This is a genomic window from Type-C symbiont of Plautia stali (assembly GCF_059730935.1).
Map to the genome: position 1 here is coordinate 3,999,934 of NZ_AP035923.1, position 13,566 is coordinate 4,013,499.

General features: G+C 54.6%; 17 protein-coding genes. 3 read left to right on the forward strand and 14 right to left on the reverse strand.

The window, feature by feature from the left end; translation table 11 throughout:
• Nucleotides 1–51: 51 nt before the first annotated feature.
• The 3 genes from rpmG to radC form a co-directional block, all read right to left on the reverse strand.
• Entirely contained in the window at nucleotides 52–219 is a 168-nt protein-coding gene (rpmG, locus tag AC6I7J_RS18805; RefSeq protein WP_001051798.1) for a 50S ribosomal protein L33, read from the reverse strand.
• A gap of 11 nt (nucleotides 220–230) precedes the next feature.
• Complete coding sequence (gene rpmB / locus AC6I7J_RS18810; RefSeq protein WP_010616494.1) at nucleotides 231–467, reverse strand: 50S ribosomal protein L28; 237 nt, start codon at nucleotides 465–467, stop codon at nucleotides 231–233.
• A gap of 243 nt (nucleotides 468–710) precedes the next feature.
• A complete protein-coding gene (gene radC, locus AC6I7J_RS18815; protein ID WP_021507076.1) occupies nucleotides 711–1,367 on the reverse strand; it encodes a RadC family protein in 657 nt (218 codons plus the stop codon).
• 190 nt (nucleotides 1,368–1,557) lie between these two features.
• Between radC and coaBC the strand changes: the two genes are divergently transcribed.
• From coaBC to slmA, 3 genes are all read left to right on the forward strand, one after another.
• Entirely contained in the window at nucleotides 1,558–2,787 is a 1,230-nt protein-coding gene (gene coaBC / locus AC6I7J_RS18820) for a bifunctional phosphopantothenoylcysteine decarboxylase/phosphopantothenate--cysteine ligase CoaBC (RefSeq protein WP_058759428.1), read from the forward strand.
• Nucleotides 2,756–3,214, forward strand: a complete 459-nt coding sequence (gene dut / locus AC6I7J_RS18825) for a dUTP diphosphatase (protein ID WP_031279631.1) — start codon at nucleotides 2,756–2,758, stop codon at nucleotides 3,212–3,214. Before coaBC ends, dut begins: the two co-directional genes overlap by 32 nt.
• Before the next feature lie 115 nt (nucleotides 3,215–3,329).
• The gene (gene slmA / locus AC6I7J_RS18830) at nucleotides 3,330–3,926 is read left to right on the forward strand and encodes a nucleoid occlusion factor SlmA (protein WP_021507079.1); all 597 of its coding nucleotides are present in this window, start codon (nucleotides 3,330–3,332) and stop codon (nucleotides 3,924–3,926) included.
• A gap of 451 nt (nucleotides 3,927–4,377) precedes the next feature.
• On the opposite strand, the gene pyrE is transcribed toward slmA, so the two are convergent.
• The 11 genes from pyrE to AC6I7J_RS18885 all read right to left on the reverse strand — a co-directional run bounded on the left by pyrE (nucleotide 4,378) and on the right by AC6I7J_RS18885 (nucleotide 13,564).
• The gene (gene pyrE / locus AC6I7J_RS18835; protein WP_021507081.1) at nucleotides 4,378–5,019 is read right to left on the reverse strand and encodes an orotate phosphoribosyltransferase; all 642 of its coding nucleotides are present in this window, start codon (nucleotides 5,017–5,019) and stop codon (nucleotides 4,378–4,380) included.
• A 49-nt stretch (nucleotides 5,020–5,068) separates the two neighbouring features.
• On the reverse strand, nucleotides 5,069–5,785 hold the full coding sequence (gene rph, locus AC6I7J_RS18840) for a ribonuclease PH (RefSeq protein WP_498006415.1): 717 nt from the start codon (nucleotides 5,783–5,785) through the stop codon (nucleotides 5,069–5,071).
• An 85-nt stretch (nucleotides 5,786–5,870) separates the two neighbouring features.
• Complete coding sequence (locus AC6I7J_RS18845) at nucleotides 5,871–6,275, reverse strand: DUF3574 domain-containing protein (RefSeq protein WP_498006417.1); 405 nt, start codon at nucleotides 6,273–6,275, stop codon at nucleotides 5,871–5,873.
• Between the two features lie 7 nt (nucleotides 6,276–6,282).
• Nucleotides 6,283–8,118, reverse strand: a complete 1,836-nt coding sequence (locus tag AC6I7J_RS18850; RefSeq protein WP_498006419.1) for a PglL family O-oligosaccharyltransferase — start codon at nucleotides 8,116–8,118, stop codon at nucleotides 6,283–6,285.
• A gap of 277 nt (nucleotides 8,119–8,395) precedes the next feature.
• Complete coding sequence (locus AC6I7J_RS18855; protein ID WP_498006421.1) at nucleotides 8,396–9,454, reverse strand: fimbrial protein; 1,059 nt, start codon at nucleotides 9,452–9,454, stop codon at nucleotides 8,396–8,398.
• 153 nt (nucleotides 9,455–9,607) lie between these two features.
• The gene (locus AC6I7J_RS18860) at nucleotides 9,608–10,636 is read right to left on the reverse strand and encodes a fimbrial protein (protein WP_215480744.1); all 1,029 of its coding nucleotides are present in this window, start codon (nucleotides 10,634–10,636) and stop codon (nucleotides 9,608–9,610) included.
• Between the two features lie 36 nt (nucleotides 10,637–10,672).
• Entirely contained in the window at nucleotides 10,673–11,182 is a 510-nt protein-coding gene (locus tag AC6I7J_RS18865; protein ID WP_127833493.1) for a hypothetical protein, read from the reverse strand.
• Entirely contained in the window at nucleotides 11,149–12,000 is an 852-nt protein-coding gene (locus AC6I7J_RS18870; protein ID WP_282955001.1) for a winged helix-turn-helix domain-containing protein, read from the reverse strand. Before AC6I7J_RS18870 ends, AC6I7J_RS18865 begins: the two co-directional genes overlap by 34 nt.
• A 9-nt stretch (nucleotides 12,001–12,009) precedes the next feature.
• Nucleotides 12,010–12,525, reverse strand: coding sequence for a fimbrial protein (locus AC6I7J_RS18875; RefSeq protein WP_132466149.1), 516 nt, complete (start codon nucleotides 12,523–12,525; stop codon nucleotides 12,010–12,012).
• A 9-nt stretch (nucleotides 12,526–12,534) separates the two neighbouring features.
• On the reverse strand, nucleotides 12,535–13,041 hold the full coding sequence (locus tag AC6I7J_RS18880; protein ID WP_498006424.1) for a fimbrial protein: 507 nt from the start codon (nucleotides 13,039–13,041) through the stop codon (nucleotides 12,535–12,537).
• Nucleotides 13,034–13,564, reverse strand: coding sequence for a fimbrial protein (locus tag AC6I7J_RS18885; protein ID WP_498006426.1), 531 nt, complete (start codon nucleotides 13,562–13,564; stop codon nucleotides 13,034–13,036). Before AC6I7J_RS18885 ends, AC6I7J_RS18880 begins: the two co-directional genes overlap by 8 nt.
• Nucleotides 13,565–13,566: the final 2 nt, after the last annotated feature.

The window sequence follows — 13,566 nt, forward strand, 5'->3', positions numbered from 1 at the left end:
GCAGAAACAAAAAACCCGGCCGGAGCCGGGTTTTTCGCAAGAACACCAAAATTACTTAATTTTGGCTTCTTTGTAGATCACGTGCTGACGTACAACCGGATCGAACTTTTTCAGTTCCAGTTTCTCAGGTTTAGTACGTTTGTTCTTCGTGGTGGTATAGAAGTGACCTGTACCAGCAGAGGAAACCAGCTTGATCTTCTCACGAATACCTTTAGCCATGATTCAGTTCCTTAGTACTTCTCACCACGGGCGCGGATTTCGGCCAGAACCGTATCGATGCCCTTTTTATCAATAACACGCATACCTTTAGCAGATACACGCAGAGTAACGAAGCGCTTCTCGCTCTCAACCCAGAAACGGTGAGAGTGCAGGTTCGGCAGGAAACGGCGTTTCGTCGCGTTCATTGCGTGGGAACGGTTGTTACCGGTCACCGGACGCTTTCCAGTTACCTGGCAGACTCGTGACATTTCTATTCTCCAAAAATCAAATCAGCTCGAGCTTTAAAAACTAGGTTTTGGCCGCCTCGTCAGGCCTTAGCCCGCCCAGGCGAGTTCCATGTGAACCCGCTAAGCTGGCCCAAACGCCAAACCCGAGATTCTCAAAGGTGGCGTAGTATACGCCGCTAAGCCGAAGTGCTCAAGTCCCGAACAGATAAAGATCCCTCCGGATCGCGCAAAAACGCCGGATTTCTGCCCAGTTGACGCCGCGAATTACAGCCAGCCGCGCTCGGCGAAAGAGGTAAACTCGCCGTGACCAATCACCAGATGATCTAATAAGCGGATATTCAGCAGCGCGCAGGCCTGCGCCACCTTGCTGGTAATCTCGCGATCGGCACGGCTCGGTTCCGCCATGCCGGACGGATGATTATGCGCCAGTATCACCGCCGCCGCGTTGAGCTTTAGCGCCTCACGCACGATTTCACGCGGATGCACTTCCACGCTGGCAATGGAGCCGGAAAACATCTTCTGCGCCTGCAGAACGCGGTGCTGGTTATCCAGAAACAGCGCCATAAAGATTTCACGCTCCTGATGTGCCAGCACGCTTTGCAGGTAGTGGCGCGTGACCTGCGGATTCTCCATCACATTTTCGCGCGCCAGCTGGCTGGCAAAAAAGCGCCGTCCCAGTTCCGCAATGGCATGCAGTTGCGTCATTTTGGCGCTGCCGACGCCCTTTATCTGCCCCAGCTCTTCTTTACTGGCGGTCATGATGCGATACAGCGAACCGAATTCATTCAGCATCAGCCGCGCCAGCCCCATCACGCTGTTGCCGCGCGTGCCGGTACGTAAAAAGATCGCCAGCAGTTCGGCATCGCTTAGCGCCTCGGCGCCCAGCAGCGTCAGTTTTTCCCGTGGTGCCAGTTCCGTCATCGTTCCGCCCTCCCTGCAATGCCGCCATTCTGCGCCGGTGCATTGCAGGCCACCAGCGGCGCGTGACAAATTCCAGAGCCGGCTCGCAAAGGGCGCAGGCAGTGAAAAGGCGGGTTGCCGATTTTGTGATAAAGTTGCCTGCATCTGTCGCGCCAGGCGCGGCACTCTGCGTTGAAGTGAGGCAAACAACATGATGGGATTAGCCGGAAAAAAAATTCTGCTGGGCGTCAGTGGCGGCATCGCGGCCTATAAAGCACCGGAACTGGTGCGCCGTCTGCGCGATCGCGGCGCGGATGTCCGCGTGATGATGACCGATGCGGCCAAAGCCTTTATTACGCCGCTCAGCCTGCAGGCGGTTTCCGGCTATCCGGTGTTTGATGACCTGCTCGACCCGGCGGCCGAAGCGGCAATGGGCCATATCGAACTGGCAAAATGGGCCGATTTGATTGTGCTTGCGCCCGCAACCGCCGATTTGATTGCACGTATTACCGCTGGCATGGCAAACGACCTGGTCACCACCGCCTGCCTGGCCAGCGCGGCACCGGTCGCCATCGTGCCAGCCATGAACCAGCAGATGTACCGCGCGGCAGTCACGCAGGAGAATCTGCAGCGTCTGGCGCAGCGCGGCGTGCTGGTCTGGGGACCGGACAGCGGTAGCCAGGCGTGCGGTGATATCGGCCCGGGCCGTATGCTGGACCCGCTGGCCATCGTTGCGCATGCGCTGGAGTGGGCCGCGCCCGTCAACGATCTGCAACATCTCAACATTATGATCACCGCCGGTCCGACGCGTGAAGCGCTGGATCCGGTGCGCTATATCAGTAATCACAGCTCCGGCAAGATGGGCTATGCGGTTGCGGCGGCGGCGGCAAAGCGCGGCGCAAACGTGACGCTGATTTCCGGTCCGGTGAACTTAGCCACGCCCGCCGGCGTGACGCGCATTGATGTCAACAGCGCACTGGAGATGGAAGCGGCGGTGATGGCGCAAATCAGCCAACAAGATATTTTCATTGCCAGCGCAGCCGTGGCAGACTACCGGGCGGCAAACATTGCCGCAGAGAAAATTAAAAAACAGGGTGGCGATGATAACGTCACGCTGCAGCTGGTGAAGAACCCGGATATTGTCGCAGGCGTCGCGGCGCTCAAAGTGCAGCGCCCTTTCGTGGTGGGATTTGCTGCCGAAACCCAGAATGTGGAAGAATACGCGCGGCAAAAACGGGTGCGGAAAAACCTGGACCTGATTTGCGCCAATGATGTGGCGCAGGCCGGGCAGGGCTTCAATAGCGACACCAATGCTCTTCACCTTTTTTGGCAGGAGGGAGAGAAAGTCTTACCGCTCAGTGATAAGACGCTCCTTGGCCAACAATTAATAGACGAGATTGTCAGCCGTTATGATGAAAAAAATCGACGTAAAAATACTTGATGCGCGCGTAGGCAAGGAATTTCCACTACCCACCTATGCGACCTCTGGCTCCGCGGGTCTCGATCTGCGCGCCTGCCTTGATGACGCACTGGAAATCGCACCGGGCATGACCACGCTGGTGCCGACCGGCCTGGCGATTCACATTGCCGATCCGTCACTGGCCGCCGTCATCCTGCCGCGCTCCGGTCTCGGTCACAAACACGGCATCGTACTGGGTAACCTGGTGGGGCTGATTGACTCCGACTATCAGGGCCAGCTGATGGTTTCAGTGTGGAACCGTGGCCAGGATAGCTTCACGCTGCAGCCTGGCGATCGCCTGGCTCAGCTGGTGTTTGTACCGGTGGTGCAGGCCGAATTTAACCTGGTGGAAGATTTTGACGCCAGCGATCGCGGCGCAGGCGGTTTCGGTCACTCTGGCCGTCAGTAATACGCTCACTTTTCGCATAGCCATCTTTTTATTTCTTGTCGCCACAGGCCGCTTTATCTGTGGCAGATAAGGCAGTATTGCCTGTTTTTGGTGAATTTCAGGGGTGTTGAAGGTCATGGCAGAAAAAAAAGTCGCGAAACGGAATCGTCGCGAAGAGATTTTGCAGGCGCTGGCGCAAATGCTGGAGTCGGGCGATGGCAGTCAGCGTATCACCACCGCCAAGCTGGCCGCCAATGTCGGCGTTTCGGAAGCGGCGTTATATCGCCACTTTCCCAGCAAAACGCGCATGTTTGATAGCCTGATTGAGTTTATTGAAGACAGTCTGATTACCCGCATCAATCTGATCCTGAAAGATGAAAAAGAGACGATGGCGCGCCTGCGCCTGATTGTGCAATTGCTGCTGGGATTTGGTGAGCGTAATCCAGGGCTGACGCGCATCCTGACCGGCCACGCGCTGATGTTTGAACAGGATCGTCTGCAGGGGCGCATTAATCAGCTGTTTGAGCGTATCGAAGTTCAGCTGCGCCAGGTGATGAAAGAGAAGAAGATGCGCGACGGCGAAGGTTTCCAGACCGATGAGACGCTGCTCGCCAGCCAGCTGCTGGCGTTCTGCGAAGGTTTGCTGTCACGCTATGTGCGCTCGGAGTTCCGTTATCGTCCGACCGCCGATTTCGACAGCCGCTGGCCGCTGATTGCCGCGCAGCTGGTTTAATACGCACAGCGGATTTGTAGCGGCGCGATCCATCGCGCAATAAATTGCGCCGCTACGCTATCGTGCGGCGCTGACTAGCGCGGCAAACCTTAAATACCGTACTCTTTGCGATACGCCCCAACCTTCGCCACCAGGTGCGCATCAATGCGCACCCTACGCCCAAACATCCTGCAACTGTAGGGGCGCCATTCATGGCGACCGCAGCAAACCTTAAATACTGTACTCTTTGCGATACGCCTTCACCCTCGCCACCAGGTGCGCATCAATGCGCACCCTACGCTCAAACATCCTGCTACTGTAGGGTCGCCATTCATGGCGACCGCCGCAAACCTTAAATACCGTGCTCTTTGCGATACGCCCCGTCCTTCGCCACCTGGTGCGCATCAATGCGCACCCTACGCCCTGGCATCCTGCGACTGTGGGGCGCCATTCATGGCGACCGCGGCAAATCTTAAATACCGTACTCTTTGCGATACGCCTTCACCTTCGCCAGATGGTCGGCCATCTCTGGCTTCTCCGCCAGGTAATCAATCAGCTCGCTCAGCGTGATGATCGCGGTGACCTTGCACTGATAATCGCGCTCCACTTCCTGAATCGCGGAAATCTCGCCACGGCCACGCTCCTGGCGGTCGAGCGAAATCAGCACACCGGCCAGCGTGGCGTTGTGGGCGTTGATGATGTCCATCGATTCACGAATTGCCGTGCCGGCGGTGATCACATCATCGACCAGCATCACTTTGCCCTGCAGCGGGCTGCCCACCAGTAAACCGCCTTCGCCGTGATCTTTGGCCTCTTTACGGTTAAAACAGTACGGCACATCGCGGTCATGATGATCGGCCAGCGCCACGGCGGTAGTGGTCGCAATCGGAATGCCTTTGTAGGCCGGGCCAAACAGCAGGTCGAAATCGACGCCGCCATCCACCAGCGCCTGCGCATAGAAACGGCCCAGCAGCGCTAAATCGCGCCCGGTATTGAACAGACCGGCATTAAAGAAATAGGGACTTTTACGGCCAGACTTCAGGGTGAACTCACCAAACTTCAGCACCCCTTTGTTCAGGGCGAACTCAATAAACTGACGCTGCCAGGCTTTCATTTCTCACTCCTCAAATAAAGAAAAGGCGACTCTGTGGTCGCCTGTTACATCAATCAATTAACGCCGCTTTCTGCGCCTGAATCAGCTGCTCAATGCCGCCGCGCGCCAGCGCCAGCAGCTGCAACAATTCGTCATGGCTGAACGGCTCGCCTTCTGCGGTGCCCTGCACCTCAATCATGCGGCCATCTTCGGTCATCACCACATTCATATCCGTTTCAGCGGCGGAGTCTTCGACATACTCTAAATCACACACCGCTTCACCGGCTACGATGCCGACCGAGATCGCCGCTACCATACCTTTCAGCGGGCTGGCTTTCAGTTTACCGGCTGCCACCAGCGCGTTCAGCGCATCCGTCAGCGCCACGCAGGCACCGGTGATTGCCGCGGTGCGCGTGCCGCCGTCGGCCTGAATTACGTCGCAGTCCAGCGTGATGGTGAATTCACCCAGCGCCTGCAGATCAACCGCCGCACGCAGCGAGCGGGCGATAAGGCGCTGGATTTCCAGCGTACGTCCGCCCTGCTTGCCTTTGGCGGCTTCACGCGCCATACGGCTGTGCGTCGAACGCGGCAGCATGCCATATTCAGCGGTTACCCAGCCCTGACCTTTGCCTTTGAGAAAACGCGGCACGCCCTCTTCAACGGTCGCGGTGCACAGGACTTTGGTTTCGCCGAACTCGACAAGAACCGAGCCTTCCGCATGTTTGGTAAAGTGACGAGTGAGGGTGACGGGACGCACTTCAGAAGTGCTACGGCCTGCTGGACGCATGGTTTCTCTCCGGCTTGCTTGGGTTTGGCTGCGCATTATACGGACTTCACAGGCGGCTGTCCTGCCCGCGTGCAGCCAGCGCGTGTTACAGCGCCGCGCACACCAGCGAGTCGATACGCGTCACCGGTTGTGTCGCAAAACGATGTTTAAACTTGTCGCGCAGCGCGTTAATGCTTTCGGAGCTGGCCCGATCCGCCGGATGAAGCAGTACCAGTACCTTGCGATTGCCCTGCGGGCCGCGGCCATCGTAAATCGTCAGCGGCGAGGGAAAGTGCGGCGTGATGTCGCGTTCAGCAAACTGCGACCAGCCCGCTGCGCCAGCGGAGGACGGCAGGTCAAACCACAGCGTGGTTTGCATCATCATCTCGCCGGCCCCGCACACGGCCACGGGCGCGGTGTGCGGCGGAATAACCTGCGGGGTGGGCGGAGAAGTCTGACATCCGCTTAACATCATGGCGAAGCCCAGCGGCCTCATCCATTTATTCAACATCTTAGCCTCAGAAGTTGCCTGTCTCATCTGTCACAGCATAGGCCGCCGATGACCATTCCGTCATCATTTTTGCTTTCAGCTGCAGCAGACTTTCATCTGCTGGATAGAGGGTCAGCGCCTGACGCAGCAGCCTGCGCGAGCGCTGATAGTGACGCAGATGCCACTCAATCATCACCGCATTCCGGAATACGTTGAGGTCGTTATGGCGCTCCAGCCACAGCGACGACTGCTGCACAAAGCGCGCCAGCAGGCGCTCATCCCGCGTCTGGTTGTAGCGCATCAGGCAATGCACCATTTCGCCGAATTCATAGCGCTCGCCCTGAATCCACGGATTCCACAGCTGATCGCGTGAAGGATAGGAGAGGAACTGACCGCGCTCCGCCTGGGTGAGCAGCGCGTTGGTCTGCAGGCCGCTGAAGAAAAACAGCATCAGCGCAATCGCGCCGCCGGCCATGTTCAGGCGCAGCATACGCGACGGCAGCCCCGGCGTCGCAGGTTCAATCATTGACCGATCTTCGGGCTGACGTAACGCCAGATGGGTAAGCAGCATCAGCAGCCACAGATGCGGCAGCGATTGATAGAGCGGAAATTCGACCATGGTGTGCAGCATGACGGGCAGCGTCAGACTCCACAGCATCAGGCGCTGCGGCTGACTGCGCCAGCGCCACAGCGGCGTCAGCCAGGCCAGCAACACGGCGGTGAAGCCTACCATCGGCAAAACACCGCCCTCCACCCAGCTATACAGCCACTCGTTATGGGGATGGGTGGCGTTGAAATCTTTCAGGTGGATCGCGTCCACCATGCGTATCCGCGAAAAATGATACTCAAACTGACCAAAGCCCCAGCCGCTGAACGGTTTTTCCATGATCATCCGCAGCGTGTATTCCAGCAGCTGCTGGCGCGCCAGGTCGGACGCCGCAAATTCACGCATGCCAGGCGCGAATTCATTGCGCAGCAGCAGGGCGCACAGCACGGCCAGCGCCATCACCATGACAATCCTGATGATTACCGCGCGCTGGCGACGATCGCACACCAGCAGCATCACCAGCAGCGCCAGCGCAAAACCAAACGCACCGGTACGCGACTGCGTCAGAAGCAGCGCCAGGCTGTTGATCAGCACTGCCGGCAGCAGCAAGAAGCGGTGCCTGGTGTCAGATTGCAGACAGAGCCAGACCGTTGCCGCCAGACCGGTCGCCAGAAAGCTGGCCAGCAAATTGAACTGCTGAAAAATACCGTAAGGGCGAATCTGGCCGGCGTGATAACGAAACTCCATCAGCGTTTGCAGCTGGGCCGGAAAACAGGTTTGCGCAATCGCCAGCAGCGCCTGCAAGGTGCTGAGCAATACGATGCCGGCAATGATTTGCTGACGCTGCTGCCAGAGCTGCGGCATCAGGCCCAGCAGCAGCCACAGAATGAGTATGGCACTGAGCCCCAGTAGTCGGATAACGCCGGTCAGCAGTCCGTTATCGTTCTCCTGCAGGATCACCGCCAGCGCAAAGCAAAACAGCATCAGCAACAGCGCATGCGTCATGACGTTGTCATCAATTAAATCGCGCGGCTGGCGCCAGTTCTTCAACAACAGCGTGGCCGCCAGCAGCGCGAGGCAGCCTGCAGTGAGCAAATTCAGCGGCAGATCAAAGCCATTGCCACCACTGTTGGGCAGATAAATCAGCGTGGGGAGAAAACAGATAAGGCAGGCCAGCGAAGCGAAAGGGAAAGAAGCGACTTTCTCACCGCACTGTCCCCGACGCCGCCGTTGCAGAAATTGCTGCATCAGCAAAGGCGGCGTGACGCGCGGGTCTCGTCCGGACAGATACCACGACATAAAACAGAGAAAGAGCATAGCAAACCCAATTGCCGAAACAGGCCAAAAACTGTCTCGTTGAATAATGGTTGATAGACTTTGGCTACAGAAAATGTACGGCCAAAAAGCTGTGAATGGTGTGAAAACCCCCGTGAATCATGGTGATTCACACAGCTGTGATGATGAAAAATATTTTCAAGCACCGTTAACCTGTGCCGCTTCAGATTAAGCCGATCTCCCTCTGATAAGTGTTTAACTTTAACCATGATAAAAAGATTAATTAACATTAATATCAATAACGCGGATTAAAGCATCATCATGGCAGGCTGATCAGCAATGTTGCTGAAGCATTGAATTCACCACCGCTCAGCGGTTGTCCTTTCTTTTTCACCGGGAACACGGTGATAACTTCTGACGCCATGCCGTTGATTAACCGGACAGCAGAAGTGCCCATCGGTTTGAGCAATTGTCCTTTATGTTTAACCGCAATCCCCAGATCAGGATAGTTGGTGGCGATGAGTTCATCCGAGAAAGAGGTGGTTCCGGCGACCAGGCGTAAATTAACTTCCTGATTTAATGCAGAACTGCATTTAACTTCTAACGGCACATCTTTGTAGTTGGCAGTATTGGACACTGATTCAGAAACGGAGCTCACGGCGATGCGGTCAAATTCAACGTTAATATCCGTGCCGTTATTGATATCGCAGACAATGGGTACCGGGATGATAATGCCGTGAGGTCCGATAACGATTTTTAGCAAGGGTTTTTCGGGTCTCGGAGGATAAGGCCGCGTTACATATCCAATAGTATAAATGGTGGCAATCTCTACATTGGGTGGAACAAAAATTGCTCCACCCACAATATCTTTAGTTATAATAAAATCAGTCAGGTTATATCCAGCAGTTGAAAAAACATCATGAACCCTACCTAAACCTGGCTTTATTACCCCACGACCAGGACCTTTATATCTACCATCTTCGAAGCGCACTGGATAAGGATACCAGTCTGGCGCATATACTTGCACCTTCACGTCTACTTCATCGGTGAGCCTGTAATATCCGCTATTTTTAACTGATGGGATGAAATAGGCGCCAAGGTCAGCCTCGATACGCACACTATTCCATTCATATTTTCCAGGGTTGTTACATATGCCAGAAAAATACCCTAATGATTCATCAAAGAATATCCTGCCACTCGCTCCTTCTTTAGGAGGCGTGTAGCTAGCCAAACGGCCTGATGTCAACACCATTACCGCTAAGGGGTCAGTCCAGCAGGCATAATCAAGACCAGCATGAGCCTGATGAGAAAAGGTGCTCATGAAAAAAGCCTTAGCAATAAATAATATATATTTCCTTCGCAACAAAATAATCATCATAGTCTATTCACGCACAAATATTTTAAAACAATCAAATTAGACCGTTGTTATTTTGCAAAGAATCGCAAAAGATACCTGCCTCCTGAGAAATCAGAATCGAGCCAGACTTACAATGTGCAATACAACAACCATCATGCTTTATTTAAACAGAGCTCAGTCTGGTGTCACAATTAAGATCGCAGAAGCAGTAAATTCACCTGATTCTAACTTGGACATTTTATTTTTTACAGGAAATATACTAAAGGCAGCATGACCTAACCCATCATATATATCCATTGGAAAAGAGTCGTACGGCTTTATTATTACCCCATTATGAAGCATGGCAAGACCTAAACTTTGATTACTTGTTGCCACCAGATTACTCGAAAATGGAGAGAACTCTGAAACCAGCTTTATTCCAACCTTTTTTGTGATACTCTCACTACACGACACGTCAATAGGAATGTCTTTGATGAAGGACGGATTTGATTCAGAATCAGAAACAGCTGCAATACTTAAATTACCAAACTCTACCTGAATTAGATTATCCTGATTAATTTTACAGACAACAGGAACTGGGATTATAACTCCTCCGCCCATAATAACACCTTGAAGAAGTGGATCTTCAGGTTTAGGTGGGTATGGAGATATAGTTAAAACTCTATACATATCGTAGAGCTTTACACCAGCCGGTATAATTATAGCCCCACCAATGATATCCCGCCTAAGTACTAAATCTATAAAACCCTCACCTGCGGCTGAAAAATTATTAACGTATATTCTTTCACCCACACCATTTGGCTTGACAGCTCCGCTTACAGAATTCGGAGGAATCATAGGAAACTTATAACTTTTATAAATTGTCCCAAGAGATATTCTGATATCAACATCTTCACTTAATTTATAGTACCCTTGATTTAACTCAGAAAGAGAAAATAATGGATTCATATCCCCATAATAATGCATGCCATTCGGTGTTCCCGCAAAACTTTTATTACAATAACCAGGAAATGTTGTTGGCTCTGTCTTAAAGAAAATTCTTTTCTCTGTACCTTTTCTATTAGAAGGGAAAGAGCCAATTGAAGTTGCTGAAATTGCCGTGATATTTACGGGTTCTCCCCAGCATGCGTTTTCATTCCTTGCATAAGCGACTACCGAATTAATCATCGTGAAAGAAATGAAGATAATAATTAATTTTCCCATTTGTAGCGCCCTTAATTTTAAAGCTTAAAAATAATGTTATTTCTTACAAATCACAGACGGATTCGCATTATTGCCAATCACATAACGCACATTCTGCAGACGATAAATCCAGCCGTAATTGACATGGCCGGGCGCCAGTCCGGCGGAAATATAGCGTTCAATATTCTGTGGTGAGGCACGATTAGCGAGGTTGTAGGAGATAGCAGTGGTTTCGCTGCGCAGCGCGGCGCCGGAGAAGCTGTGGCGCAGTTCAAAAGAGACATCAACCGGTTCGCGGCGCTGCAGTTGCTGTTGTGGCGAGTAATAACTGATCATGCCGCTGTAATTGCCGGTGGCCTGAAATAGACTGTTTTGCACTTTCCACTGCCCGTGCGACACCACCAGCTGTCCCGCCTCTCTGGAAATCAGAATCGAATCCGCTTCACAATGGGGAATGCGACGTGACAGCTGATAAATCAGGATGGCCGCCAGTACCAGCGCCAGCATCAGTAATCCCCCCTGCAACACCCAGGTTACTCGGCGACGAAATATATGGCTGACCGACATAACGCATCCTTCTGCTCGATAGGGTTTTGACAGATAAACCAGCTGTAACGGTCAGCCAGCTTGGTGCGGTTGATATAAATGTGGCGTTCCTCTTCGGCCAGCTGGATAAAGCGCGCCATGCTGTCACTCACCAGCTGCAGATTTTGATCGATCTCTTCACGCTCGGTGGCGCTGAAGTCGTCCTGGATATACCACTGTCGGCCCTGCACGTGGCGATAGGGTGCATAGGTCACAGTCACCACGTCGCGAATCTCCAGCACTTTAATACCGAGTAAGGCCAGCACCAGTAACAGCACCGCGCTGATCAACATGCCGATTAGCACCAGCCCGGAACGGCTGCGTGGCGCCGCAGCGGGCGTTTCCTCCTCCACTGTGGCGGTGATCGGCGGCGCTATCACCGGCAGCGGCGCCGTGTGCACATGGGTGGTCACCAGAGGCTGAATACGTGCTTCCGACGCAATGCGCGCTTCTTCTACGGCTTCAGCCAGCGGTAAACAGGCTTCCACCCGCACCGACTCATGCAGCCGGTAGCCCTGACGATGAACGGTGACAAAGGTTTCTCCTTCCACCCGCAGTTGCAGAAACTGCTTACGCAGCATCGATAGCATCTGGCGCAGCGAGTTTTCCGTCACGTGCACCCCCTGGCTACGCCAGCCTTCATCCAGCAGCGTTTCGTGGCTAATTACCTCACCCGGCTTTTGCAGAAACAGCGCCAGGCAGCGTGCGCTGCTCTGGTTGAGCAGCAGCTCGTTATCATGCCGATCGCGCAACAGGCGCCGATCCGGGTCAAACGTGATATGTTGATTTATCAACCACATAACAGGCACTCAGGGATAGTTCAGATAAAAAGTAGCAATCGCCGATACGTTGCCAGGCTCAATGGTGCGCTCGGCAATCGCGCTCGCCGAAGCCTGCAGCCAGGCACTGAACTGCAGCTGGTTGTCGCCCTGCTGCAGCGGAAAATGCATCACGCCGCGGTTAATGGGCACCAGCTTTCCGTCCGCATCACTCAGGCCAATGGCCACGCCTTTGGCACCGGCATCACCGGCCAGCGCCAGCAGATCGGGCTGCTCGGCATCGGCAATGCCGTTGAACACCAGCTCGACGTCTTTACCCAGTTCGGTATCACAACCGCTCAGACGCATCACCAGCGGACGCGCCGGCGTGCGCGGATTCTGATACAGCGATTTCGCGACGATATCGCCAAAGTTGAGTTCCAGCTGCTGCTGATCCGGCTCCAGCGAACAGGGTTCCGCCACCAGCGTGCCGTGCAGCTGCATCTCTATCGCCTGTGCCTGTGACACCAGCAGCCATCCCAGTACCAGCATTACGCCCGCTCTCATCGCCTCTCCTTACTGATATTCCAGCAGCAGCGCCGCGCTGGCGGTGAACTCCCCACCCTCCAGCGTCACGCCCGGCTGCTGTACCGGCACCGCGCTGAGATCGAGTGTGCCGGGGAAAACAATCGGCAACGTGCTGTTGACCGCCAGCGGCTTGCTGGCCAGATAAAAGCGAATACCCAGCGCACTCACACTGCTGAGCAGCGCGCTGCTGTCGAAACCGGAAGCGGTACCGGTCAGACGCACCTGCAATGCCGCACCCGGATCCTCGGTGCACTTGACCGGTATCGCCTTACGCTGCAGATAGTTGACGCCATCGATCTTTTTCACGCTCAGCGCATCGCCAAACTCAATCATCAGGCTCTGGTTGTCATTCAGCGTGCAGGGCGGATTCTCAATCAGCGTACCGTGCAGGCGCAGCTCCACCGCATGCAGCGGCCAGCAGATACACAGCAGCAGGCTACCGATCGGCAGCCTGCTGTAATACTTCATCAACGGAACAAGTCGATGCTTAGTCATAGTTCACCTGTAACTGACCGCTGGCTGACCAGGCACCCGGCTGCAGCGGCAGCGCGGTGCGTTCCTCTACCGTCAGCCAGCTCAGCACATTGCTGCCAGCGCTGAGCGGCACGCGCAGATTGCGGAAGGTGGGCGGCAGCGGCTGATGGTTCTCATCAAACAATTGCAGGCCCACGCCGTCAGAGCCCTGTACGCGAATCAGCTGCGGGTCGGCCAGACTTTGCGGGGCAAAAAAGTCGATGCTGATGGACGGCACATGTTGCAGCCATAGCGGATCGGCGACATTGCGGATACTGTACGGACAGTCCTGCAAATGCAGCGTTAACGCCTGCTTCATCACCTGCTCGCCGACCTGTTGCAGCGCGGCAGTCGGCGTGGTATCGAGGCCAGCCGCCTGATCATTTTTACCAACGTCAAGCCAGCATGGGCTCTCCTGCAGCGCGCCATACACATGCACCACGCCGTTGGTTGCTGCCTGCAAAGTCAGGCTCAACAGCGTCAGCGCCAGCAACAGCACACGCATCG